General features: G+C 72.8%; 23 protein-coding genes. 12 read left to right on the forward strand and 11 right to left on the reverse strand.

Annotation, left to right across the window (positions count from 1 at the left end):
* Nucleotides 1–19: 19 nt before the first annotated feature.
* On the forward strand, nt 20–790 hold the full coding sequence (locus tag ACZ4NB_RS14560; RefSeq protein WP_467661380.1) for a PaaX family transcriptional regulator C-terminal domain-containing protein: 771 nt from the start codon (nt 20–22) through the stop codon (nt 788–790).
* Nucleotides 791–876: 86 nt separating this feature from the next.
* Here the strand turns inward: ACZ4NB_RS14560 and ACZ4NB_RS14565 are convergent, their stop codons facing one another.
* Complete coding sequence (locus ACZ4NB_RS14565; RefSeq protein ID WP_467661382.1) at nt 877–2,088, reverse strand: lactonase family protein; 1,212 nt, start codon at nt 2,086–2,088, stop codon at nt 877–879.
* 319 nt (nt 2,089–2,407) lie between these two features.
* Between ACZ4NB_RS14565 and ACZ4NB_RS14570 the strand changes: the two genes are divergently transcribed.
* Nucleotides 2,408–3,496, forward strand: coding sequence for a tetratricopeptide repeat protein (locus ACZ4NB_RS14570; RefSeq protein ID WP_467661384.1), 1,089 nt, complete (start codon nt 2,408–2,410; stop codon nt 3,494–3,496).
* On the opposite strand, the gene ACZ4NB_RS14575 is transcribed toward ACZ4NB_RS14570, so the two are convergent.
* Nucleotides 3,390–4,814, reverse strand: coding sequence for a lipase maturation factor family protein (locus ACZ4NB_RS14575; RefSeq protein ID WP_467661386.1), 1,425 nt, complete (start codon nt 4,812–4,814; stop codon nt 3,390–3,392). The two genes, ACZ4NB_RS14570 and ACZ4NB_RS14575, sit on opposite strands and share 107 nt — an antisense overlap.
* A gap of 373 nt (nt 4,815–5,187) precedes the next feature.
* Here ACZ4NB_RS14575 and ACZ4NB_RS14580 point away from each other — a divergent pair, with 373 nt between their 5' ends.
* Nucleotides 5,188–5,358 (forward strand): hypothetical protein, encoded by a 171-nt coding sequence (locus tag ACZ4NB_RS14580; protein ID WP_384429709.1) that lies wholly within the window; start codon nt 5,188–5,190, stop codon nt 5,356–5,358.
* 51 nt (nt 5,359–5,409) lie between these two features.
* Here ACZ4NB_RS14580 and ACZ4NB_RS14585 read toward each other — a convergent pair whose 3' ends face one another.
* A complete protein-coding gene (locus tag ACZ4NB_RS14585) occupies nt 5,410–5,985 on the reverse strand; it encodes a TIGR03086 family metal-binding protein (RefSeq protein ID WP_467661388.1) in 576 nt (191 codons plus the stop codon).
* Between the two features lie 122 nt (nt 5,986–6,107).
* Nucleotides 6,108–7,937 (reverse strand): alpha-L-fucosidase, encoded by a 1,830-nt coding sequence (locus ACZ4NB_RS14590; RefSeq protein WP_467661390.1) that lies wholly within the window; start codon nt 7,935–7,937, stop codon nt 6,108–6,110.
* Between the two features lie 322 nt (nt 7,938–8,259).
* On the opposite strand from ACZ4NB_RS14590, the gene ACZ4NB_RS14595 reads away from it, so the two are divergent.
* Nucleotides 8,260–9,822, forward strand: a complete 1,563-nt coding sequence (locus ACZ4NB_RS14595) for an AMP-binding protein (protein WP_467661392.1) — start codon at nt 8,260–8,262, stop codon at nt 9,820–9,822.
* A gap of 39 nt (nt 9,823–9,861) precedes the next feature.
* On the opposite strand, the gene ACZ4NB_RS14600 is transcribed toward ACZ4NB_RS14595, so the two are convergent.
* Nucleotides 9,862–10,704 carry a nitroreductase/quinone reductase family protein gene (locus tag ACZ4NB_RS14600; protein WP_467661394.1) on the reverse strand — a complete coding sequence of 281 codons (843 nt, stop codon included), beginning with the start codon at nt 10,702–10,704 and terminating at the stop codon, nt 9,862–9,864.
* Nucleotides 10,705–11,310: 606 nt separating this feature from the next.
* Between ACZ4NB_RS14600 and ACZ4NB_RS14605 the strand changes: the two genes are divergently transcribed.
* The gene (locus ACZ4NB_RS14605; protein ID WP_467661396.1) at nt 11,311–13,398 is read left to right on the forward strand and encodes a restriction endonuclease; all 2,088 of its coding nucleotides are present in this window, start codon (nt 11,311–11,313) and stop codon (nt 13,396–13,398) included.
* A 64-nt stretch (nt 13,399–13,462) separates the two neighbouring features.
* On the opposite strand, the gene ACZ4NB_RS14610 is transcribed toward ACZ4NB_RS14605, so the two are convergent.
* Both ACZ4NB_RS14610 and ACZ4NB_RS14615 read right to left on the reverse strand, forming a co-directional pair.
* Nucleotides 13,463–14,266 carry an alpha/beta fold hydrolase gene (locus ACZ4NB_RS14610; protein ID WP_467661398.1) on the reverse strand — a complete coding sequence of 268 codons (804 nt, stop codon included), beginning with the start codon at nt 14,264–14,266 and terminating at the stop codon, nt 13,463–13,465.
* Between the two features lie 85 nt (nt 14,267–14,351).
* Complete coding sequence (locus ACZ4NB_RS14615) at nt 14,352–15,299, reverse strand: aminoglycoside phosphotransferase family protein (RefSeq protein ID WP_467661400.1); 948 nt, start codon at nt 15,297–15,299, stop codon at nt 14,352–14,354.
* 222 nt (nt 15,300–15,521) lie between these two features.
* Here ACZ4NB_RS14615 and ACZ4NB_RS14620 point away from each other — a divergent pair, with 222 nt between their 5' ends.
* The 3 genes from ACZ4NB_RS14620 to ACZ4NB_RS14630 all read left to right on the forward strand — a co-directional run bounded on the left by ACZ4NB_RS14620 (nt 15,522) and on the right by ACZ4NB_RS14630 (nt 19,661).
* Nucleotides 15,522–16,829 (forward strand): NAD(P)/FAD-dependent oxidoreductase, encoded by a 1,308-nt coding sequence (locus ACZ4NB_RS14620; RefSeq protein WP_467661402.1) that lies wholly within the window; start codon nt 15,522–15,524, stop codon nt 16,827–16,829.
* 75 nt (nt 16,830–16,904) lie between these two features.
* Nucleotides 16,905–19,367: an excinuclease ABC subunit UvrA gene (gene uvrA / locus ACZ4NB_RS14625; RefSeq protein ID WP_467661403.1), complete on the forward strand. Its 2,463-nt coding sequence runs from the start codon at nt 16,905–16,907 to the stop codon at nt 19,365–19,367.
* An 81-nt stretch (nt 19,368–19,448) separates the two neighbouring features.
* Complete coding sequence (locus tag ACZ4NB_RS14630) at nt 19,449–19,661, forward strand: EF-hand domain-containing protein (protein WP_467661404.1); 213 nt, start codon at nt 19,449–19,451, stop codon at nt 19,659–19,661.
* Between the two features lie 291 nt (nt 19,662–19,952).
* On the opposite strand, the gene ACZ4NB_RS14635 is transcribed toward ACZ4NB_RS14630, so the two are convergent.
* From ACZ4NB_RS14635 to ACZ4NB_RS14650, 4 genes are all read right to left on the reverse strand, one after another.
* Entirely contained in the window at nt 19,953–20,162 is a 210-nt protein-coding gene (locus ACZ4NB_RS14635) for a hypothetical protein (protein ID WP_467661405.1), read from the reverse strand.
* Nucleotides 20,163–20,180: 18 nt separating this feature from the next.
* The gene (locus ACZ4NB_RS14640; RefSeq protein ID WP_467661406.1) at nt 20,181–20,663 is read right to left on the reverse strand and encodes a hypothetical protein; all 483 of its coding nucleotides are present in this window, start codon (nt 20,661–20,663) and stop codon (nt 20,181–20,183) included.
* Between the two features lie 14 nt (nt 20,664–20,677).
* The gene (locus tag ACZ4NB_RS14645) at nt 20,678–21,388 is read right to left on the reverse strand and encodes a hypothetical protein (RefSeq protein WP_467661408.1); all 711 of its coding nucleotides are present in this window, start codon (nt 21,386–21,388) and stop codon (nt 20,678–20,680) included.
* 73 nt (nt 21,389–21,461) lie between these two features.
* Complete coding sequence (locus ACZ4NB_RS14650; protein WP_467661409.1) at nt 21,462–22,118, reverse strand: helix-turn-helix domain-containing protein; 657 nt, start codon at nt 22,116–22,118, stop codon at nt 21,462–21,464.
* A 152-nt stretch (nt 22,119–22,270) separates the two neighbouring features.
* Here ACZ4NB_RS14650 and ACZ4NB_RS14655 point away from each other — a divergent pair, with 152 nt between their 5' ends.
* The 4 genes from ACZ4NB_RS14655 to ACZ4NB_RS14670 all read left to right on the forward strand — a co-directional run bounded on the left by ACZ4NB_RS14655 (nt 22,271) and on the right by ACZ4NB_RS14670 (nt 23,895).
* On the forward strand, nt 22,271–22,630 hold the full coding sequence (locus ACZ4NB_RS14655; RefSeq protein ID WP_467661411.1) for a DUF6415 family natural product biosynthesis protein: 360 nt from the start codon (nt 22,271–22,273) through the stop codon (nt 22,628–22,630).
* Nucleotides 22,627–23,010, forward strand: a complete 384-nt coding sequence (locus tag ACZ4NB_RS14660) for a recombinase family protein (protein WP_467661412.1) — start codon at nt 22,627–22,629, stop codon at nt 23,008–23,010. Before ACZ4NB_RS14655 ends, ACZ4NB_RS14660 begins: the two co-directional genes overlap by 4 nt.
* Nucleotides 23,007–23,234, forward strand: coding sequence for a hypothetical protein (locus ACZ4NB_RS14665; RefSeq protein WP_467661414.1), 228 nt, complete (start codon nt 23,007–23,009; stop codon nt 23,232–23,234). Before ACZ4NB_RS14660 ends, ACZ4NB_RS14665 begins: the two co-directional genes overlap by 4 nt.
* A 487-nt stretch (nt 23,235–23,721) precedes the next feature.
* Nucleotides 23,722–23,895, forward strand: coding sequence for a hypothetical protein (locus ACZ4NB_RS14670; RefSeq protein ID WP_467661416.1), 174 nt, complete (start codon nt 23,722–23,724; stop codon nt 23,893–23,895).
* Nucleotides 23,896–23,944: the final 49 nt, after the last annotated feature.

A 23,944-nucleotide genomic window follows, 5' to 3' on the forward strand; every position in this document is an offset into this window, starting at 1 on the left:
CCTAGAATTCGCTGCACATATGAACGGCCCCGGCACCCAAGACGACCCCGACCGCACCGCCGCGCTCGCGCCGCGGCCCCTCACCGCGCGCTCCATCGTGCTGAGCACCCTGCTCGGCCACCATCCGCCGAAGCTGCCCGCCCGCGCCCTGGTCCGGGTCGGTGAACTCTTCGGCATCGCCGAGGGCACCGTCCGGGTCGCGCTCTCGCGCATGGTGGCCGCCGGCGACCTGCGGCAGAGCGACGGCTCCTACGAGCTGACCGCCCGCCTGCTGGCGCGCCAGACCCGCCAGGACGAGAGCCGCTCACCCAGGACCCGTCCCTGGCGCGGGGGCTGGGAGATCGCCGTCGTCACCACCCCGGAAGGCCGGCCGGCCGCCGAGCGGACCGCACTGCGCCAGGCGATGGCGGCGCTGCGGCTGGCAGAGCTCCGCGAGGGCAGCTGGCTGCGCCCCGCCAACCTCGACCGGCCCCGCCCGCCCGTCGTCACCGAGCAGTGCACCTGGCTCAGCGGCACTCCGGACGACGATCCGGTCGCGCTCGCCGCCCGCCTGTGGGACCTGGACGGCTGGGCGGCGCGGGCCGGCGACCTGATGTCCGCCCTGGACCGCGCCGAGTCGCCCGCCGGACGCTTCACGGTCGCGGCGGCCGCGCTGCGCCATCTCCTCGCCGACCCGCTCCTGCCGGACGCGCTGCTGCCGCCCGACTGGCCGGGCGACCGGCTCCGGGCCCGCTACGACGGGTTCGAGCGGGAGCTGAGCGATCTGCTGCGGCAGTACCTGGCCGGCTGAGCCGCGCCCGCGGCCTGACCGGTGCTCACCGGTCGACCCCGAGGGGCCGTTGCCGCGGCGCCTTTGCCGGCCCGGGCCCGTTCGGCTCACCGCGGCAGCACACACACCGGCATCGGCGCCGCGAACGGCTCACCCGCGCTCGTGAGCGCCCCGGTCCGCCCGTCCACCGAGAACACCGTCACCGAACCGGACTTCTGGTTCGCCGCGAACAGCCAGCGCTCGTCCGGCGAGAACGCGATCTGCCGGGGGAAGTCCCCGCCCACCGGCACGGTGTCCAGCAGCCGCAGCCGCGCCCCGCGGGCCTCCACGGCGTAGCGGGTGAGGCTGTTGTGGCCGCGGTTGGCGAGATATGCGAAGCGGCCGTTGCGGGTGACGAGCAGCTGCGCCGGATAACTGGTCCCCGGCCCGGTCCCGGTGGACTGCGGCGCACCGGGCGTCAGCCGTCCGCTCTTGCGCTCGTAGCCGCAGACCACGACCGTGTTGTCCACCTCGTTCGCCAGATACGCGAAGTTGCCGGAGGGGTGGAAGGTCAGATGGCGGGGGCCGGCGCCGGGGCGGAGCGCCGCGTACGACACCTGGGCGAGCCGCCCGGCCGATGCGTCCAGTCGGTAGGTGTAGACGGTGTCGTTGCCGAGGTCGACGGCCAGCACATACCGGCCGTCGGGGCCGGTGATGATCTGGTGGGCGTGCGGCCCGTCCTGGCCGGGGCCGGGCGGCGGGCTGGAGTGGGTGACGAGGTCGGAGCGTTCGCCCAGGGCGCCGGTGGCCCGGTCGATCGGGTGGACGGCCACGCTGCCGGAGAGGTAGTTGGCGCTGAGCAGCCAGCGTCCGCCGGGGTGCACCGACAGATGGCAGGGCCCGGCGCCGCCGGTGGACCGGGTGCCCAGCACGCGGGGCGGGCCGTCGGGAGCCAGCGCGAGGGCGGTCACCCCGCCCCGCTCCTGCTCGTCGACGGCGTAGAGGGTGCGCCCGCTGGGCGCGAGGGCGAGATAGGACGGATCGGCGACCCCGGCCACGACGCCGGCGCCGGTGATCCGCCCGGTTACGGTGTCGTAGGCGGCGAGTCCGACGCCGGTGCCGCCGCCGTCCTTCGAGGTGTAGGTCCCGAGACAGAGCGGACGGGAGCGGCGCTCGGGCGGGCCGGTGACGCGTTCGGCCCGGGCCGGTGCGGGGGCGGTGTCCGCCGCCGTCAGCAGTCCCACCCCGGCCGTCATGGTCAGTCCCGCCGCGGCGGTCCGCAGAAACCGCCGGCGGTCCGCCCCGGCCCCGGACCGCGCTCCCGTACCTGCTGCTGTCATGGCAGCAGGGTGGCCCGCCGCGTCCAACCCGGGCAAGAGCCGCAACGCGGGGTGCAGCTTGTGCAACGCGATGGCGCAGCCTGTCCGGCACCGGAACCCTGAGTCGTCCCTGAGGCCGTTCGGCGCCTTGCTGGAGCCGCTCCGGCCCGGCTTGCGGTCCTACGACCCTGATGAGGGCGTACATCCGCATGATGACCATGACCCTGCGCGTAGCACTCCAGTCGTACGGCACAACCCATACGCGGACTGATTCGCCGGACCCCTTGCCGCTCGTAGTTTCGTGATCAAGGCACGGAAATGATCGAGAGGTCACGGATTTATGTACGGCAAGGCATTCGCCCCGGAATACCAGGGCGAGCTGGGCTCGGCGCTGGGCGTGAACTCCTCCTACGAGGAGGTGCTGGCGAAGGCCAGCCGCGCACACGACCGGGCGGACACCGCGCTGGAGCGGGCGCGGGCCGCGCTCGCGGTCGCCGAGGCCAACCGGCGCCTCGGCCGGGTGACGGAGGCCGGCGCCGCCTGGCGGGAGAGCTATCGCAGCGCCCGCACCGCCGGTGACGCGGGCGCCATGGCCTGGGCGCTGTGGAGCGGCGGCACCCTGGCCCGTCAGTGCGGCGGCCTGCCGTTGGCGCGCCGGCTGCTCACCCACGCGGTCGCCCTGGCCGACGGCAGCGGCGACCGCCTCGCCCACGGCTACTCGCTCGCCGGCCTCGCCGAGACCGGCCGCATCCAGGGCGACTACGCCGCGGTCGCCGAACTCCACGAGCAGCTGCTCGAACAGGGCCGGGCGCACGGCGAGGCCCGGCACATGGTCTGGGCGATGTCCGGCATAGCCCAGATGCACCGCAACACCGGCGACTACGCCAAGGCCCTGGAGCTGTTCGAGGAGTCCGCCCGGATCGCCGAGGCCGGCGAGGACGCCCGCGGCCGCGCCTGGTCGCTGCGGGGGATAGCCGATGTGCTGTCCGTCCAGGGAGAGACGGACCGCGCGCTGGACCTGCTGTCCGAGGCGGAGGACATCTGCCGTGCGATGGACCTGGCGTCGGCGCTCGCCTACAACCACAAGATGCGCGGCAACGTCCTCTACCGCGCCGGCCGTTACGAGGCCGCACGCGATCTCTACACCCTCGCGCTGGGGGAGTTCAGCGAGATGCAGGAGCCGCGCGGGGTCGCGCTCTCCCGCCTCGGGCTGGCCAAGTCCCGCGCCCGCCTCGGCCGCGACCGGGAGGCGACACTTGGCGAACTGGCCGTGCTGGAGCGGGACTTCTCCCGCATCGGGCTGCGCCACGCCCGCGACATGGTCATCGCGTTCCGTGCAGAGCTGACCGCGCGACCGGCGGCAGAAACTCCCGCTCCTCGGTGCGATGCCACCACGCTCCGGTCTCCCGCAGTTCCCGCCAGGTCGTGAAGCGGTAGCGGAAGACCCGGGCCCTGATCCTGGCCGGCGGCAGATCGGGGAAGGGATTGGTGCGCAGCAGCCGCAGCGTGTCCCGGTCGTTCTCCAGCAGCCGCGCCACGAACGGGACGAACCACGCCCGCGCATAGGCCGGTGACAGCGCGGCGAACCACATCAGCCAGTCCAGTCGCAGATGGTACGGCGCGAACTGGCGCGGCAGCCGCCCGACATCGCCCGGCTTGCCGTGGAACTCATACGCCACCCAGGTCGTGCCGGGCCCGCTCACGGCATCCGCCGTCCCCTCCACCACGATCTCCCGGCGCACGCGAGTGATCGAGCCGAAGGCGCCGTACGAGTTGACCAGATGCAGCGACTCGTAGGACGTGTTCATCATCTGCTGCCGGGACAGCAGATTGCGTGCCGGCCGGTAGCTGAGCCACAGGACCCCGGCGGTGGCCAGGAGCACCAGGACCTCGAACCACACCGGGGGCGGGGCGAGCGGGTGGGAGGGCCGGGCCCACAGCGGGGCGGCGGCCGACATCGCCAGCGCGATGGTCACCCAGTTCAGCCAGGCGAAATTGCCGGAGAGCACCAGCCACAGCTGGGTGACGACCATCGCGGCGGCGGCCCATCCGGCGACCGGCTGGGGGGTGAACAGCAGGATCGGAAGGGCGAGTTGGGCGAAGTGGTTGGCGGCCACCTCGACCCGGTGCAGCGGTTTGGGCAGATGGTGGAAGAACCAGCTCAGCGGCCCCGGCATCGGCTGGGTCTCGTGGTGGTAGTAGAGGCAGGTCAGATCCCGCCAGCAGCGGTCGCCGCGCATCTTGATCAGTCCGGCCCCGAACTCGACCCGGAAGAGCACCCAGCGCAGCAGCCACATGATCGGCACCGGGGGAGCGGTCTCGGCGTTGCCGAGGAACACCGCGAGCGAGCCCGCCTCCAGCAGCAGCGACTCCCAGCCGAAGCCGTACCAGGTCTGCCCGACGTTCACGATCGACAGATACATCGCCCACAGGGCGGCCCACAGCACCATCGACGCCCACAGCGGCACGGCGTCCGCGGCCCCGGCCGCCACGGCCGCCGCCAGCGCCGCGCCGGACCACGACCACAGGGCGAAGAAGCGGTCCGAGTAGTGCCAGTGGAAGACCGAGGGCGCCGCGCCGAACGGCACCCGCGCCACATACGCGGGCACCGGCAGCATGCCGCGCGCGCCGATCAGTGCCCGGAACTGGCGCACCGCCGCGAGGAACGCGACCAGGTAGAGAACCGCCAGCGTCCGCTGGAAGACGAGCCGCCCGAGCCAGTAACCGGAATCCGAGAACCATGCCACTCGCCCATGGGTAGCACCGCGGCCGCGCGGGTGGGAACACTCCCTCCGCGCGGTCACCCTCCAGCGTACGGATCGGGGCAAATGCAGCAACGACGGAGCCATTCGGGTGAGTGATGTGCATCACACATCCCGCCCCATTTCCCCGTCACCACCGGGGGTGGAATTCCCGCCTTCCGGCGTGGTGACCATCTCGCCGGAAAACGTCGAGCGCGGCGGGTGCGGCATCGTTACTCTGAGGGGCGACGGACGACCTTTCTGGGAGACGCCAACACCAATTGGCCCGTCGCGGGAACGCCACAAACCTTGGCCGACCTCCCGGTTTGTGAACAAGGCGCCACCGCGTCGGACCGATACCTCGATGAAGGAGTGCGTGGTGGCAATGCACAAGGCTCAACACAAGCAGCCCCGCTTGAAGCGGGGCGAGCGACCAGGTCGTATCAGGGAAGTCCGTAACCTCGAAGTCTGGGATCGCTGCGCGCCGGTGCGCCTCGCCGGCTGCGACGACGATCCCGCCGAGCCGTACATCATCCGCGGCATCGACTGATCAGCGGATCACTCGGGCGTCGGCCCTGCCCCTGGGGTGTTTGCCTCCGGGTCAGGGCCGACGCCCGAGCAGGCACAGCAGCCGGGTGAGCTCGTCGGCGTCCTCCGGGGCGTCCACCGCGGGGGCGAACAGCCCTGACGCGTCGAGCCCCGAGGCATACGGCTCCACCTCGCGCAGCGCCGCCGACGCCAGCCGGTCGGGCAGCCGCTCATCGGCGCCGATCGCACGGGACAGATCCCAGGCGTGCACCACCGCGTCGGCCATCATCTGCGAGCAGTACGCGTCGGCCGGGCCGGAGCCGTAGGACAGCTGGACCGTACGACTCAGCGCACCGCGCTCCGCCAGCGCCGCCACGGCGGCCACCGCCGCGCGGTCCCACGCCGCGGCCGGATCGTCGCCCAGCACATCCCCGTCGAACTCGGAGCCCACCTCCGCGATCGTGGCGCCGTCCCGCACCAGGCGGGGCACCCACAGCTGCTCGGCGGTGAGGTGGTTCACCAGATCGCGCACCGACCACTCCGAGCACGGCGTCGGACCGTCCCACTGGTCGTCGCGGACCGCGTGCACCCGGCTGCCGAACAGCGCCAGGGCCTCGCCATGGGTCCGCAGGATCTCGTCGTCGCTCATGGTCCCCGAGGATAGGAGCGGGCACTGACAACCGCCCCCGCGGTGACCCGAACGGCCCAGCCGGGGCGAGGGATTTTCCGCCCGCTTCCGCCCGCCGGCCGGTACCGTCCGCGCGGCCGCGATCAGTCCGGGTAGAGCTGACTCCGCGGCACGATCTGCTGCTCCTGGCCGGGGCTGGACCACAGCAGCTTCAGATGCGCCTCGCCGGTGCGCTCGGTGTAGTCGATGCGGATGCGGTGCCGGTGCCCGGCCTTGAGGGCCACGGTCGCCTTGTCGACCCTGGCGCCGTGCGGGACCGGGTCGTCGATCACCTGCCGGCCGTCGATCCACAGCCGCACGGTGTCGTCGGAGACGGTGGTGAGGGTGTACGTCTCGTCGAAGCGCGGCTGAAGGGTGCCGGTCCAGCGGACGGCGAAGTGATCGGCGGGGATCTTCGGGTCCGGTGAGCCGTCGAAGCGGTAGGACTTGTTCACCGTCGGGTCCACGCCGACCGCCGCGGGCGGGCCGGTGAAGGAGTCGTTCGCCCAGCTCCGCGCCGTCAGCCCGGTGCCCTGGCCGGCGGGTGCCGCGGCCGGCGGCCTGATCGTGAGCCGGATGACGCCGGCGAGCGGATCGGGGGCGGCGCCGGACGGGGTGAGGTCGAAGCCGTCGCCGGCCCGGGCGACCGCCACCCGCTGGGAGCTGCCCAGCACCCGGGCCGCGGCGATCTCGAAGGGGACCTTGGCGGTGAGGTGGAGGGACCCGGCCGCCCCGGGCCAGGAGGTGACGGCGGCGTACAGCTCGTCGCCGCGCCGGGAGACCGCGCCCCAGGACGGGGCGGCGACCAGCCCGGTGTGCCCGGCCCCGTACACCGCGTCCCCCTGACCGCCGCTCCCCAGCCACCGGCCGACCTCCCGCAGCCGGTCGACGGACGGCCGCGGGATGCGCCCGAGCCTGTCGGGCCCTACGTTGAGCAGGTAGTTGCCGCCGCGGCTCGCCACGTCCAGCAGGTTGTGCACGACCGTCGCCGGCGACTTCCAGTTGGTGTCGTACTTGGCGAAGCCCCAGTGGTCGTTGAGGGTCATACAGCTCTCCCACAGCTGCCCGTCGACCGGCTCCGCGGGGATCTCCTGCTCCGGCGTGCCGAAGTCGCCGTCGACCACTTCGCGTTTGCCGACGCGGTTGTTGACGATCAGGCCCGGTTTCAGGCCGTGCAGATACGCCTGGAGGGCCGCGCCGTCCCGGCGGGACCAGCGGTTGGTGGGGTGGTCCGCGTCCCATTCGCCGTCGAACCACAAAAGTGCCGGGTCGTATCGGTCGATCAACTCCTTCAGCTGGCCGTACATCCGCTTCCTGTAGCGCGGGAAGGTCGCCGGATCGGCGAAGTCGGGGTCGTGCCAGTCCCAGATCGAATAGTAGAAACCGAGCTTGATCCCGGCGGCGTCGGCGGCCCTCTTCAGCTCGGCGAGAAGGTCGCGGTGCGGGTCGAAGGCGGAATGGTCGCGCAGATTCCAGGTGTTCTGCTTCGTCGGCCACATCGCATAGCCGTCGTGGTGCTTGGAGGTGATGACGATATAGCGCTGGCCGGCGTCCTTGGCGGCCTTGACGATCGCCTCGGCGTCGAAGGCCGACGGATTGAAGGTGGCCGCCTGCCTCTCGTACTCCGCCTTGGGGATCGCGCACTCGCGCTGGATCCACTCCGCGTTGCGGCAGACCGTGCCGTCCGGCCGGGTGTACTCGCCCTCCAGATTCGCGTACGCGCCGAAGTGGATGAACATCCCGAAGCGGTCCTGCCGCCACCACGAGGTGCGCGACGCGGTGAACGGATCGTCGGCCGCATGGTTGGTGCCGGGTCCGGCGGCGGGCCGCGGCGGGGGCTCGGCGGCGGCCACCGGGCCACCACCGGCCAGTAGCAGGGCGCCCAGTGTCGCCCCCACCACCAGCCGGCGGAACGGTCTTGTGCGGATGTGCATCGCTCGCTCCTTCGGTCGGGTGTCCACGTCCGTCGGTCCTGCGCATGCCTCCTGGGCCCTCCCGCATGGTGCAGTCCGCGCACCCGGACCGGAAGACCCTGGACACCACAAACATCGGAGCATCTCGCGGAAATGGCCCGAGAGTTACCGGAGTTGACGGACGGGATGCGGCGATACCTCGGACCTTCTGTCGGTCTCAGGCGCAGGTGGCCGAATGCGCGCGGTCGAGGCCCGGCACGCCCCGGCATCCCCGCGGCACTCTGGCGACGATCCGCGATTGCCGGTTCAATGAGCGGCCCGGGCCGCACTCATGGGAGGCACCATGGAAGCCGTCGCCCCACCCGCCGTCGGCGCTCCGGCCATCCGCTGCGCGGGCGCGGAACGCGACTACCCGGCCTTCCTCGAACGGGCGGCAAGGATCGCCACCGGCCTGCGCGCGGCCGGCGTCGAGCCGGGCGACCGGATCGCCGTCGTCCTGCGCAACGAGCCCGCCCATCTGGAGATCACCGCCGGAGCGGCCCTGCTCGGCGCCTGTGCCGTCCCCGTCAACTGGCACTTCCGCCAGGACGAGTTGCGGCATGTGCTCACCGACAGCGGCAGCAAGGTGGTGTTCGCGCACAGCGACCTGCTGGCCGGGGTGACCGCGGTGCTCCCGGAGGGCGTACGGGTCATCGAGGCCGCCGTTCCCGCCGGTGTCGCGGCCGCCTGCGGTCTCGCCGCCCCGCCGCCCACCGGGGCGCACCCGCTGCTGGACTCCTGGCTCGCCGGCCACCCGCCCCTGGAGGCCGCCGCCGCCGAGCGCCCGCCCACGGTCATCTACAGCTCCGGAACGACCGGCCGCCCCAAGGGAGTTCTGCGCGAACCGGTCGCCCCGGAGCGGCTGGAGGAGGCGGTGCGGCTGTTCCTGGAGTACTTCGCCGTCGCCCCCGGCGGCCGTACGCTCATCCCGGCGCCGCTCTACCACGCGTCGCCCAGCCAGCACGCCGTCCTCGCGCTCGCGGCCGGTCTGGACATCACGCTGATGCCGCACTTCGACGCCGAGGAGTTCCTGCGGCTGATCGCACACCACCGCATCGAGCAGGTCCAGGTCGTCCCCACGATGTTCGTACGGCTGCTCAGGCTGCCCAAGGACGTCCGCGAGCGCTACGACCTGTCCTCGCTCACCTCCGTCGTGCACGCCGCGGCCCCCTGTCCGCCGCATATCAAACACGCCATGATCGACTGGCTGGGGCCGGTGCTGCGGGAGTACTACGGCGGCAGCGAGACCGGCGCCGTGACCTGGTGCGACAGCGCGGAGTGGCTGGCCCACCCCGGCACCGTCGGACGGCCCAGGGGGTCCGGCGCCGTCGCGGTCCTCGGCCCGGACGGGCAGCCGCTGCCGGCCGGCGCCGCCGGCGACATCTACCTCAAACCCGCCGACGCCTGGCCGCAGTTCACCTACCTCGGCGACCCGGACAAGCGCGCCGCCATGGAGGCGCCGGGCCTGCCCGGGTACGTCACCATCGGAGACATCGGCCATCTCGACGAGGACGGCTACCTTTACCTCAGCGACCGCCGCAACGACCTGGTCATCTCCGGCGGCGTCAACATCTACCCCGCGGAGATCGAGGGCTGTCTGCTGTCCCTCGACGGGGTGCGCGACGCGGCCGTGTTCGGCATCCCCGACGAGGAGTTCGGCGAGGTCCTCGCCGCGCATGTGGAGACCGAACGCGGTGTGACGCTCGGCGGCGGGGAGGTACGCGCCCATGTCGCCGAGCGTCTCGCCGGGTACAAGGTCCCCCGGGCGGTGGTCTTCGAGGAGCGGCTACCGCGTGACGAGTCGGGCAAGCTCTTCAAGCGGCAGCTGCGCGACCCGTACTGGGCGGGCCACGACGGCGCGATCTGAGCCGCCCGCCCGCCTGCCCCGGTTCGCCGGTCGCCCGGCTCAGCGGCCGGCTCCGTCGATCACCGGGATCAACTGCTCCTCCTCATAGGCCAGATGGGCCTCCACCTCGTCGATGAGGCGGTCGACCTCGGCGCGGACGACTGCGGGATCCGCGTCGTCGGCGGAGACGGCCTTCTGCAGTGCTTCGAGGAGGACCGCGAGCTTCTCGTGCTCCTCGCGCATCCGCTCCAGCGCCGGGCCGAGTTCGGGATGGTGCCGGTCGAGCATCGGGAACATCCCGGCGTCCTCGCCGGTGTGGTGGTTGTGCAGGCCCTGGCAGAGCGTCAGGCAGTTGATCCGGAGCTGGACGCCGAGCCCCGGGCCCGACGCCGCTGTCTCCGCGCGGATCAGGGCGAGTTCCCGCCGGAATCCGTCGTGCACCGCCTTGAGGGCCGCGCCCGGCGAGGCCGCGCGGACGTTCGGCGGACCGCTGGGGATCTCCTGGAGCGCGACGACGGGGAGCACCCGGCCCGCCCGGTCCTGGTAGTCGGACCAGCCGGGGTCGGTGGCGGCCGCGCGGGCGAAGGCCCGGTCGCGCTCGGCGCCCTCCAGGACGATGGCCTCGGCCTCGTAGGTGAAGACCCCGGCCTCGACGGTGACGCGGGGATGGGCGACCAGGTTGTGGTACCAGGCCGGGTGCTTCGGCGCGCCACCGGCCGAGGCGATGACCAGGACCCGTCCGCCGCCGTCGGGGAGGTAGCCGAGCGGGGTGGTGTGCGGGGCGCCGGACCGGGCGCCGGTGGTGGTCAGCAGGAGCAGTCGGCCGCCTTCGAAGGGCCCGCCGACGCGGCCGCCGTTGGCACGGAATTCCTCGATGATCTGCTGGTTGAAATTCAGGGGCATGTGCGGTGTTTTCTCCAGGGTCGATGAATGCGGAAGGGCATGCGGAAGGGCATACGCAGGTGAATGTGGAGGCGCCCGCGGTCGTTGTGCGGGCATGCCGAAGAGGCCCGATGGCGCGACGGTGAACCGCGCGCCGAGCACGGCGAATCGACCACGGCGCCGCGAAGGCGGGCGTGGTGCGAAATGCGGCGGAAGGTGATGCGCATGCAGGCAGCGAAGGCGTGCAGGCGAAATGCGGCGCGGAACGCGCTTACTGTGGAGGAGCGGAGGGGCGGGGCTCTGGTCACCCGCCGCCTGGTCACGTGGTGACCGGGAACCTCACTCGCTCATGGCCCATGGCCGACCCGGTAGTCACAGCGCCAAAGGTAATACCGCAAAGGCGATAGGGCAACGTCGAATTGTCCGGGCGAGGGATCCGGACGGCTCCCGCTCGCGCGTGGTCCGGCCGCCACCCATCGGACCGGCCCCGGACCTCGGCCGGAATCTCGTCCTCCCACCGGCTGTCGGCTCGCCGCCCCCGCTAAAGTCGGGTCAACAGCGCAGGTGAAGCCGCTTCCACAGGGTTCCGGGGGCAGCAGCCGCCCCGGGGGGAGGACACAGTTCGACATGAGCCGCCGTTCCCATGGGTTAATGGCCGTCTGGGCCGAGGCGCAGCGTCAGCAGCAGCGCCGGGAGGAAGCCCAGCGCCGCGCGTACGCACAGCACAGGCGCGACCAGGAACGGCAGGCCAGGGACGCCGAGCGGGCGATGGCGCGGATGCACCGGGAGCGGCAGGCGGCCTACCGCCAGCAGCGCGAGGCCGATGCCCGCCGGCGGACCGAGGAGCTGGACGCCCGGGTCGCCGCGCTGACCGGTCTGCTCGCCGAGGGCTGCCGCGCCCCCGCCTTCACCGCCGCCGCGCTGCTGCGCTCCGAGCGGATCGAGGAGTTCGCGCCCGGCGCCCTGGCCACCCCGGTGCCGATGCCCGACCCGGCCCGCTATCAGGCGCCGCCCGGCGGCTGGCACGCCGGCGCCGCCCGCCGCGACCGCGCCCAGGGGGAGGCCCGTGCCCGCTACGAGCAGGACTGGTACGCCGCACAGGCCGCCGAGAGCCGGCGCCAGGCCCAGCTCGCCGCCTACCGCCAGCAGTACGACCAGTGGGCCGCCACCACACTGGACGGGGTCCGGCAGCACAACGCCGGTATCGAGGAGCTGCTCTCCGGTCTGCGCGGCGGCGACGCGGAATCCGCCGTCGAGTACTTCTCCGCCGCGCTGTACGCCTCCACGGCCTGGCCGGAGGGCTTTCCCCGGCAGGTCGCCGCCGCCTACGACCCGACGGCCCGTCAGCTCGTCCTGGACTGGGAACTGCCGGGCTACGCCGTCGTCCCCGAGAACAAGTCCGTCCGGTACATGCCCACCGCCGACCAGGAGAAGGAGACCGCACGGCCCGCCGCGCAGCGCCGGGCGCTCTACCGCGAGGTACTGGCCCAGAGCATGCTGCTGGTCCTGCGCGACCTCTTCGCCGCCGACACCTACGGCGCGCTGGAATCGGTGGCCCTCAACGGCTTCGTCGACGCGGTGGACCCGGCCACCGGCCGTCCCGCCCAGGTCTACCTCGCGACCGTCATGGCACCCCGCCGGGCCTTCGACTCCTTCCGTCTGGAGCAGGTCGGCGCCGTGGAGTGTCTGACCGACGGGCTGCGCGGGCAGCTCTCCGCGCGCCCCGACCAGCGGACCGCGGTCCGGCCCGGCCGGCTGCCGGGCGACGTCGGCGGCGCAACCGCGGTCGTCTCGCACGGCACCGACGGCGAGCCGGACCTGTACGAGATGGACCCGATCGTCTTCGAGAACCTGATCGCCGAGCTGTTCCGCGCCATGGGCATGCAGGCGGTGACCACCCAGCGCTCCGGCGACGGCGGGGTCGACGTGGACGCCCTGGACCCGGACCCGATCCGCGGCGGCAAGATCGTCGTGCAGGTCAAGCGCTACCGCAACACCGTCCCGCCGACCGCCGTCCGCGACCTCTACGGCACCGTCCAGTCCGAAGGCGCCAACAAGGGCGTACTGGTGACGACTTCCCGCTTCGGCCCCGGCGCGCACACCTTCGCCAACGGCAAGCCGCTCAGTCTCATCGCCGGCCCCGAACTCGTCGACCTCCTCGGCCGCTACGGGCTGCGCGGCCGCCTGGGCACGGCCGACGAGCCGGGCACCACCGCCACCGAAGACACTCCGGACCACAACATCCTCGGCATGAACTGGTCCGGCCAGGTCGGTCTCGACGTCTGCGCGCTGGTGTGCAAGGGCACCACGGTCCTCAGTGACGATCACTTCGTCTTCTACAACAACCCCCGCACCCCGGACGGCTCGGTGCGGATGCTGCCCGGCTTCGCTCCCGACCGCGCCGCGATGCAGGTGCACTTCGAGGCGCTGCCGGCGGACGCCGACCGGCTGGTCCTGGTCGCGGCCATCGACCCCCAGGCCGACCCCGACGCCGATCTCGCCGGCTTCACCGACGCCCGCATCCGGCTGATGGACGCCGCGGGGGAGGAGCTGGGGCAGCTGGAGGTCTCGGACGGGCGGCGCGGCGAGACCGCGCTGGTGCTCGGCTCGTTCCGCCAACGGGCGGGCGGAGACTGGGACTTCGTGATCGGCGGCAAGGGCTACCCCGGCGGCCTGGAGGCGCTGGTCCAGGAGTACGGCATCGAGGTCGCCTGAGCACGGCGGGCGGTAGCAGTCGTTCGGCGCCGGCCGCGCGGGCGGCCGCCCGGTGGCCGGGGCCTCAGCTCTGCCACAGCCGGGCGAGGACGGCGTTCACCTCGTCCGGGCGGTCGCGGTGCGGGAAGTGGTCCGCGCCGGGCACCTGGACGTGGCGGGCGCCGATCGCCTCGGCGAGGTACTCCCCGCAGGCCATCAGCGCCCTGCCGGTGAACTCCCGGTAGTCGGGGTGCGCGGTCTCCCAGGTGCCGTTGACGACGGACTTGGGCATGGTGGCCTTGGCCAGCGGCCCGAGCGGCAGCTCCGCGTCCCACACGGGGCGCTCTTGCAGCGCCGAGCGCACCGCGCGCAGCATCCTCGGAGTCGGCTCCGGCATCGCCAGCCCGTACGGTTCGGTGGACCGCCGCAGATGCTCCTGCGCGCTCACCTCCTGGCCCGACTCCCCGAACGCCGCCCGGATCCGCTCCAGCGTCGCCGCGACGGTGGGGTGCGCGGCCGCGGTGCGCAGCGCGGACGGCTCGATGAGGGTGAGCGACTGCACCGCCTCCGGGCGGGCCGAGGCGGCCAGCATCACGGCGGCCGCGCCATAGGAGTGGCCGACCAAGTGCGCGCCGTTTCCCAGCAGTTCGACGATGTCCTCGGCGTCGGTCGCATAGTCGCTGCGCTCGATGTCCGGGCTGTCGCCGAAGCCCCGCCGGTCGACGACTTCGAGGCGGAACATCCCGGCCAGCGGCCGCTGTCCCGCGAAGCACTCCGTGCCCCAGCTCATCGTCCCGTGCACCAGCACCACCCGCGGCGCACCGGGCAACGCCTCGTCCCACACCGTCACATGGACCGGTTCACCCTGCCCGCGCGGTTCGCCATTCATGGGTACCCAGCGTAGGCCGTGTCCGACGAGTCCGTGACCGGGCCGCGCAAGCCCATGGACCAGTGCGCGCAAGCCCACGACGGGGTCACAGCCCGGCCAGCTCCGCCAGTACCCGAACCTCCGCCAACTCCTCGGCGCCGCCCTCGACATCGCCGTGGTCGGCGCTCCACAGCGCGCTCTCCACACCGCGCGCCACCGACCAGGCGAGCAGTCGTGACGGGTCCTCGCCCAGTGCCTCGGCGACCAGGGCGTAGCGGTCGCGGAGCACCGGCCGGGGATCGGGGTGCTCGAAGGGGTCGTCGATCTGCGCCAGCAGCGGCCAGGGGTCGTACGCCGGGTCGCCGACCATCGGCTTGGCGTCGATGGCCAGCCACGGCCGGCGCCGCGCCGCCAGTACGTTGCCCGGGTTGAAGTCACCGTGCACGACGACCTCGCGGGCGGCCGTCGCCGGAAGCCCGCGCAGCAGATCGGCGCCGAGCGCCACCAGCCCCGCGTCGTAGCCGGGCCGCAGCCGCCGCATCCGCTCCTCCACGAGGCCGGCCCACTCGGCGCACACCGCGTCCAGCCGCTCCAGCCGACCGTCGGGCGGCACGGGTGCGTCCCCCAGCTCCCGCAGCAGGCGGGCCGCGAGGGCGAGCCGCTCGGCGGGCGGCAGCGCGGCCCGGCCCAGCTCGGTGCCGGGCGTGCAGCGCTCGATCAGCAGCGCGCTCTGCTCGCGGGACCGGCGCAGCAGCCGTACCGCGCCGTTGCCGCCCCAGGCGTCCAGCGCCGGGCCCTCGCCGTCGGCCTCGCGGTGCGGCCAGGCCACCTTGAGCACGGCGGGGGTACCGTCCGACTGCTCGGCCGGTGCGACCCAGGAGCAGCTGCCGCCGTGGAACGGGGCGCCGAGCCGCAGCTCCCAGCGCTCTTCGAGGTCCCGGACGAGCCCCGGCAGCCGCGCCAGCCAGGCCCGCCCGGACGCGGTCCGTCCCATCTGGGCGACCACCGGCAGCCCGGCGGGGAATCGGTCGTCGTGGTCGAGGGTGCGCGCCATCCTGGAAGCGTAACCGGGAGCTTCCCGGGGCCGTGCGAGCGCCCGCCGAGGCGCCGTGGAAGGGGCGTCCCGGCCTGAGGCGGACGACCCCGGCCACCTCCACGGCCGGGGCGCCTTCCGGCCATCCGGTGACAGCGGGGCCGTCGCCGGGTGATCGTGGACCCGTCCCGGCCGCCCCGCCAACTCCCGCTACCACAAGCCGATTCCACGGAGCCTTCTGCCATGAAGATCACCCTTGACGCCGAACAGTGCCGCGCCGCCCGGCCGATCGCCGTCGTCGGCGCCTCGGCGGCCGGCCTCGCCGCGGCCGAGGCGCTGCGCCGCTCCGGCTGGCACGGACCGCTCACCCTCATCGGCGACGAGCCCCATCTGCCGTACGACCGGCCGCCGTTGTCCAAACAGCTGCTGCACGGCACCTGGGAGCCGGAGAAGCTGCAGCTGCGCACCAAGGACCAGCTCGACGCGCTCGACCTGGACCTGCGGCTTCGCACCCGGGCCACCGGGCTCGACGTGGCCGGCCGCACCCTCACCCTCGACGGGGAGGAACGGCTCGACTGCGCCGGCGTGATCATCGCGACCGGCGTCGCGGCCCGTACGCTGCCCGGCGCCGACCGCGTCGCCGGTGTGCACACCCTGCGCACCCTGGACGACGCGCTGGCGCTGCGCGAGGCGCTGACCGGCGGCCACCGCCGCCTGGTCGTGGTCGGCAACGGCGTCCTGGGCTGCGAGGCCGCCGCGGTGGCCCGGGAGCTGGGGCATGAGGTCACCCTCGTCGGCCGGGAACCGGTGCCGATGGCCGCCGCCGTCGGCGCGGGCATCGGGGAGCTGCTCGCCGAGGAGCACCGGGCCCGCGGCGTCCGCCTGTCGACCGGGGAGGTGGCCGCGTTCGAGACCACCGGAGACGGGACGGCCGCGCGGGTCGGCGGTGTCCGGCTGGCCGACGGCGGCCGGCTCCCCGCCGACCTGGTGCTGCTCGCCATCGGCTCCGAGCCCGCCGTGGGCTGGCTGGCCGACCCGGACCTGGACACCACCGACGGGCTCGGCTGCGACGCCTACTGCGCCGCCGCACCCGGGATCTACGCCGCGGGCGACGTGGCCCGCTGGGAGCACCCCGTGCACGGCCATCCGCTCCGCTTCGAGCACCGGATGAACGCCACCGAACAGGCCATGGCCGCCGCCCGCAACCTCGTCGCCGAACTGACCGCCGAGGGCGCCGTCACCGCCGCGGAGGGCGCGGAGCCGCGGGAGCGCCGGCCGTTCGCCCCCGTGCCCTACTTCTGGTCCGACCAGTACGGCCTCAAGCTCCAGGCGTACGGCCTGACCGCCGGTGCCGACGAGGTGGCGACCACCGTCCTGGACCGCGACGCCCGCCGCGCCGTCGCGCTCTACGGCCGCGCCGGCCGGGCCGTCGGCGTGCTGGCCTGCGCCCTGCCACCGCGTCAGATACGCGCGCTGCGTGCGGTGGTCGCCGCGCCCGTCCCCTGGGAGGAGGCACGCGACCGGGTCCGGGCCGCCACCGCCGCCGGCTGAGGCACCCGCCGGACACACCCCGGACACACCCCGGGCACCGTCCGACCACGGCGGACGGTGCCCGATCATGGAGCGATGACCGACTCGTACGTCCGGGTGCGCGGCGCCCGTGAGCACAACCTCCGCAGCGTCGATGTGGACATCCCGAGGGACGCCCTGGTCGCGTTCACCGGGGTGTCCGGATCGGGCAAGTCCTCCCTCGCCTTCGGCACCCTCTACGCCGAGGCGCAGCGCCGCTACTTCGAGTCGGTGGCCCCCTACGCCCGGCGGCTGATCCACCAGGTCGGCGCGCCCAAGGTCGAGGACATCACCGGACTGCCGCCGGCCGTCGCGCTGGAGCAGCGGCGCTCCGCGCCCACCTCCCGCTCCTCGGTCGGCACCGTCACCACTCTCTCCAACACCCTGCGGATGCTGTTCTCCCGCGCCGGCGACTACCCGGCCGGCAGCACCGAGCGCCTCGACTCCGACGCCTTCTCGCCCAACACCGCGGCGGGTGCCTGCCCGGAGTGCCACGGGCTGGGCACCGTCCACCGGGTCACGGAGGACTCGCTCGTCCCCGACCCGGCGCTCTCCATCCGTGACGGCGCCATCGCCGCCTGGCCCGGCGCCTGGCAGGGCAAGAACCTCCGCGACATCCTCGCCGCCCTCGGCCACGACATCGACCGGCCCTGGCGGGAGTTGCCGCCGGCCGACCGCGACTGGATCCTGTTCACCGACGAGCAGCCCGTCGTCACCGTCCACCCGGTCCGTGAGGCGGGCCGTATCCAACGCCCCTACAAGGGCCAGTACATGAGCGCCCGACGCTATGTCCTGCACACCTTCGGCGACTCCAAGAGCGAGACCCTGCGCAAGCGCGTCCAGGGCTTCATGGTCGCCGAGCCCTGCCCGGTGTGCGCGGGGCGGCGGCTGCGCGCCGAGGCGCTGGCCGTCACCTTCGGGGGCCAGGACATCGCCGCCCTCGCGGGGCTGCCGCTGAGCGCCCTCGCCGCGCTGCTGCGCCCCACCGCCGCGGGGCCGGACGAGGAGGTGGCCCCGGCGCTCGCCCGCGACCTGGTGGCCCGCATCGACGTGCTCACCGAACTCGGCCTCGGCTATCTGAGCATGGACCGGCCCGCACCCACCCTGTCCGCGGGCGAGCTGCAGCGGTTGCGGCTGGCCACCCAGCTGCGCTCCGGCCTCTTCGGCGTCGTCTACGTCCTGGACGAACCGTCCGCCGGGCTCCACCCCGCCGACACCGAGTCCCTGCTCACCGTGCTCGGCCGGCTCAAGGAGGCCGGCAACTCGCTCTTCGTCGTCGAGCACGACATGGACGTGGTGCGGCGCGCCGACTGGATCGTGGACGTCGGCCCGCACGCCGGTGAGCACGGCGGGCGGATCCTGCACAGCGGCCCGGTCGCCGCGCTCGCCGACGTCGAGCCGTCCGCCACCCGCCGCTTCCTGTTCGCCACCGAACCGCCCCCCGAGCGCACCGCGCGCATCCCCTCGGGCACCCTGACGCTGCGCGGTGTCACCCTGCACAACCTGCGCGGCGTGGACGCCGCCTTCCCGCTCGGCGTCTTCACCGCCGTCACCGGCGTCTCCGGATCGGGCAAGTCGACGCTGGTCACCCGGGTCCTCGCGGACGCCGTACGCGACCACCTCGGCACCGGCGACGAGCAGCCCGGCGACGGCGGGGCCGACGGCGGCGACATCGGGCCGACGGCCCGCGCGCAGCTCGCCGGCGCCGACGGCCTGGACGCGGTGCACCGGCTGGTCCGCGTCGACCAGAAGCCCATCGGCCGCACCCCGCGCTCCAACCTCGCCACCTACACCGGGCTGTTCGACGCGGTACGCAAGGTCTTCGCCGCCACCGACGAGGCCCGCGCCCGTGGCTACACCGCGGGGCGGTTCTCCTTCAACGTCGCCTCCGGCCGCTGCGAGACCTGCCAGGGCGAGGGCTTCGTCGCCGTGGAGCTGCTCTTCCTGCCCGGTACCTACGCGCCCTGCACCACCTGCCACGGCGCGCGCTACCACCCCGAGACGCTGGAGATCACCTACCGGGACCGCACCATCGCCGACGTCCTGGGCATGACGGTGGACGCCGCCGCCGACTTCCTCGCCGACATCCCGGCCGCCGCCCGCAGCCTGCGCACCCTCAAGGACGTCGGCCTGGGCTATCTGCGACTGGGCCAGCCCGCGACCGAGCTGTCCGGCGGCGAGGCCCAGCGCATCAAGCTCGCCACCGAACTCCAGCGCACCCGCCGGGGCCACACCCTCTACCTCCTCGACGAGCCCACCACCGGCCTGCACCCCGCCGACACCGAGGTGCTGCTGCGCCAGCTGCACGGCCTGGTCGACGCCGGGCACACCGTCGTGGTCGTCGAGCACGACATGGGGGTGGTCGCCGGCGCCGACCACGTCATCGACCTCGGGCCCGGCGGCGGCGCGGACGGCGGCCGGATCGTGGCCACCGGAACGCCCGCCGAGGTCGCGGCGGCCCCCGGCAGCCGTACCGGCCCGTATCTGGCCCGGCGGAGGGGGCAGCCGGACGCGCGTTGACGGTCCGCTAATGTACGCAGGTCAGATCACGGGCACCAGCACTGCGCAGCGCTGCGCAGGACCACGAAGGGGGCACCTCTCATGGCAGACATCAACGAGGCCAGGGCGACGTTCGACCGGTACGACGCGGACGGCGACGGGCAGGTCACGCCGGACGAGTTCAAGCGCGCGATGGCCGAGATGGGCGACGGGTTCGTCACCGGCCCGGTCGCCGAGGCCGTCATCAAGGCCAAGGACGCCGACCACGACGGCAAGATGTCCTTCGACGAGTTCTGGCAGGCCCTGCAGGACTGACGCCGCTCCGCAGCGCGCCACACCCCCTTCGCCGCCCGTGCGGCCGCGGGCCCGCCGAGTGCGACGGGCCCGCGACGCATACGGCGCCGTCGCCGGCCGCTACGGCCTGCCGGCCCCGACCGCGGTGCCCACCGGCGGCGGCGCAGAGCATGTACCTTCACCGCGGTCAGCCTCTGGCTGATCCCGGAACGGCTGACTCTCCACGCGTCGCCATCGAGGTGATCACTCTGCTGGTGCGCGGGGCGTGCGCTACGGCTCGATCACGGAGAAGCAGCGTGATCACTTGATCGCTCACATCCGGGTGGGATTGACCGCAGCCGATGAGTTCGGCGCACGATAAGCGGGTGCCTGGGTGTGCACGGCAGCAGCCCATGCGGCGAGCAGCTGCTCGTACTCGTCTTGTTCCTCGGCCCACAGCGGCCGACCAGCCCGGGCGGCCATGAACGCGCGTATCGCGTGGTTGGCCTCGGCGGTGGCGTCGGGGACGCAGGTGGTCGCCATGATGCGGATGGTACGGCGCTAGGAGCCACGCCGGGCGCCTCGCGGCCAGACGACGTCCACCGGAACGCCAGCGCTGCGCGCTTGCTCAACGGTGTCCGCCGTCCCCCCGCCTTTCCCCGAAGGCAGCACGCCATCCCAGACGGCGACGAGCCGATCGGCGCGCTTGAGCAGCTCACCATTCGCTGCCTCATACGCCTCACGGTTCGCTGTGTCGTGCGGCATCGTTACCACCTCGGCCGCAGCCGCGAGGCGGTCGAAAGCGGGGGCATGATCGGGCTTGACCTTGGCCTGCCGGTAGTCCCGCGAGGGCAGGATGACGACCAACCGGCCTCCGGCCTCAACCACCGCTTCGGCGAACAGTGTGTCCGAGCCACGCGCCAGGCAGGTGACGCCGACCAAATCGCCTTGGTGGTCGCGCAGCAGGTCTCTGAGTTCCTCCTGCACGAGCGGCACAGTGCTGTCCGCGAGGTCCATGTGGCCGGTCACGGCGATGGTGGTCATTCCCTCGTGTCTCCCTACGTCGCCAGAAGATCGCGGATCTTGTCCCGGGCCTCACGCAGTGGTCCGGAGACGTCCCTGCCGACCGTATACGGGTAGAGCTGCGTGAGCTGCTGCCGGACCCTCCCCGACTGGGTGCGCGCAGCAGCGTTCACTGCATGGTGCGTAGTCTCCGCGGCGCCGGTGACGTCACCCAGCAGGAAGCTGCACTCGGCCAGTCCGATCCAGTCGAGGGCGTGACTCCTGCTGGCCTCCGGTCCGCGTTGGTCGAGCGCCGCGCGGATCTCTTGCGATGCGGCCGCGGCGTGCTCGTGAGGATCGGTGCGGGCAAGGTCCAGGAGTCGTCCGCCGGTCACACCGGCCAATTCGGCGGTGTCGAAGTAGTGGATCCAGTAGGGCTCTTCGGCTCCAGCAGCGGACGACAGAGCGTCTTCGGCGTGCCTGGTCGCTCGCTGGAAGGCGGCATGCCGCCCCATCGCCGCGTAGGCCCACGCCTCGCGGGTGTGGAGCATCGCGCGCAGCCGGGGGCCTGCCGAGGTGCGAACGCCGTCCTGGGCGAGCCGGACCAGTTCGAGGGCGTCTTGAGGACGGTTGACGTAGAGCATCTGCCGGGCCATTCCGGCCAACACGTTGGCCCCGAAGTGGGTATCGCCGGCTGCGTGCGCGGCTCGTAGCGCCACTCGGTAGTAGTCCTGCGCCCGGCGCTGCTGTCCGGCGTCCCATGCCATGGTGGCGGCGCTTCCCGCGAGCTGAGCCATAACCCCGTAGAGGCGACGCTCGATGGGAGCCAGTTGGTGTTCTTCAAGTGCGGCGGCCACCTCGCTCAGCTGCCCGAGGATCGCTTTCCGACGGAGACCTCCGCCGTATTGGTGGTCCCACGTGCGGAATGCGCGCGCGGTGGCTTCCAGCGCATCGAGGTCCCGTTCGCCGAGGCGACCGCGGCGTCGCGGTTTTGCCTTCAGCGCTGGCCGGCTGAAGCCATCCTTCGAGCGCGTCGAGCAGCGCTGTGCCGGTGAGGGCGGCGGCAGACAGGGCGCGGGTGGCTGCGCGGCGGTTGATCACGAGATCACTCCTCGTCAGGTGGTCGGCAAGGCCGACAGTGGCGTCAGGACGCCACGGCACCTCCTCGGAGGGTGGGCGTTCCTCGGTGGGGAAGGACGGGTGTTGGGTCTGGTTCTCCCATGGGCGAGGGGCGAGGCCAAGCAGGGTGCCGGGGATCCCGAGGCCGTCGGCGATGCGGCGGATTACGGTCATGGAGGTGACGTGGTGTCGCCCCGAGATGATGTTGGACACCTTGCCGGGGGTGAGGTCGCACGCCGTTGCGATCTTGTTTTGACTGAGACCGGCCCACTTTTTGATCAGCGCGAATGCAGCTGCGAAATCGTGCTCGTCCAGCGCGCGGCGTAGGTCATCACGCTCTAACACGTCGGGGCCGAGCGGGCTTACGGGGGTGTCCATAGGGCCCTCTTTCAGAGCGATCCTAGGCACGATCGATCGTCGCGCCGGCACCGACAACGAGTCTATTACCGTCTCGGTAACCCTTGTTGGTCATTCCCACTCTGTCGCGGCGAGAGCACGCTCTGTGCATCGCCATCAGATCGGAGCAGGGAATGGACAGGCCGCCGGACGCCACAATTGATGTACCGATCGATGAGGACACCATCACCGCGACGCTTCACCAGGCGCTGCGTACGGGGTCGGGCCGTCCGGACCTCGACGAGCTGGGCACGCTGGAGGAAGCGCTGCGCGGACACATCGCGCTCCTCCTCCCCGAGGCGCGGGATGCGGCCCGGCGCCTGTGGCGTGGCAGCATCGAGGCGCACCGGCTGACTGCCCGGCTCGACGGCATCGAGCGGCAGGCACGCCAGGGCCTCGGGCCCGGACCGCTCTCCGCCCACGTCCAGGTGCAGCAGCTCGCCCGAGACTGTGAATGGCTTCTGGCCCGGCACACAGCGGGGGCGGGCAGATGACCGCCACCATGGACCCGGTGGTGTTCATCTACGACCGGTGCGCCAGCCGCGATCAACGCACCCGCCGTCGGCTGGACATGAGGCTGACGGCCTGCCACGACTACGCGGACCGCATGCGTTGGGTGCTCGCCGGACCGGGCTGGATCGACCGCGGCCCCGACGCACTGAGCACCACCCGGCCGGAGCTGACCGCCATGCAGGCCGCGGCTGGGCAGCGCAAGGCACTGTGCCTGCTGCACGACTGGGGCCGTCTGGCAACCGACACGACACACCGCCTGGTCTTTCAGCAGCGCATCGTGGAGGCCGGCGGCTGGACGGCCACCACCTTCGGCGAGTCCGACCGGTGGGCCCGCGCCGTCCTGGTGGGGAGGCACCCATGAGCCCACGGTGCGAAGTCTGCGGCAGCGAGGACGCCAAGCCCAGGTACCCGGGCCCCGACGCCACCCCGAAACCCGGCTGCGCGATCTGGCACTGCGCACTGTGCCGGCAGCTCCCGCCTGAACCGGACCTCAGCACCGACCTGTTGGACCAGATCGAAGCCCAGCTCCGGGGCGTCTGGAAACCCGGCGATCCCTGGCCGCCCCGGCCGCGCCGGACCCCTTGAACTCCCGCGGTGCTGCGACCCCCGAGGCGCCGCGGGAAGCCGGCCGCCGTCGGTATCTGTGACGGCGGCGGCCGGCTCTGCACACTCCACCGACCAGCGGAGTACCCCATGGGCTTTCGCCAAGACGAAGGCGGATGGATCGAGACAACCCCCGCCCCCATCCAGACGCCTCCGTCCGCGCCCACTCCACCGGCGGACGACGCCGAGGAATCGAGCACGAAGTAGCGGCGGCCAGCCCGACATCCAGGCCCCCGTCCCGGCCGGATTCCCTGGCCGGACAGCCGGCCGGGGACGGGTTCGGGCCTCCACCGCGAGGCATCGCACCTCACCCAAGGAGAACCATGGGCAAGTCTGCCCGATCGTTACTGACCCAGAAGCAGTTCGACGCCGCCGGCTCCACCGTCCAGACCGACAACCCCGACGTCTCGGACGACGACGCCGCGGTGATCGTCGCCGAGGCGCTGGCGTCGAAGAGGCCGGGTACAGCGTGGACGTGGATCTGTGGGGCCCGCCGGACGGCGATCTGGTGGCGGTGGCCGCCCCCCGCACTCACTCCGAGCTGCTGGGCAGAACGAAAGTCCCCGAGGGAGACGAGGAGATCGTGACCGTACCTATGACGGACGGCGGCAAGCACGGCGGAGCCCCGTCGGACAGGCCGTGACCGCCGCCCACGCCGCCGTCCCCCGACGGCGACCGGCCCAAGGCGGCCT

Source organism: Streptomyces sp. NPDC026575, assembly GCF_055567415.1.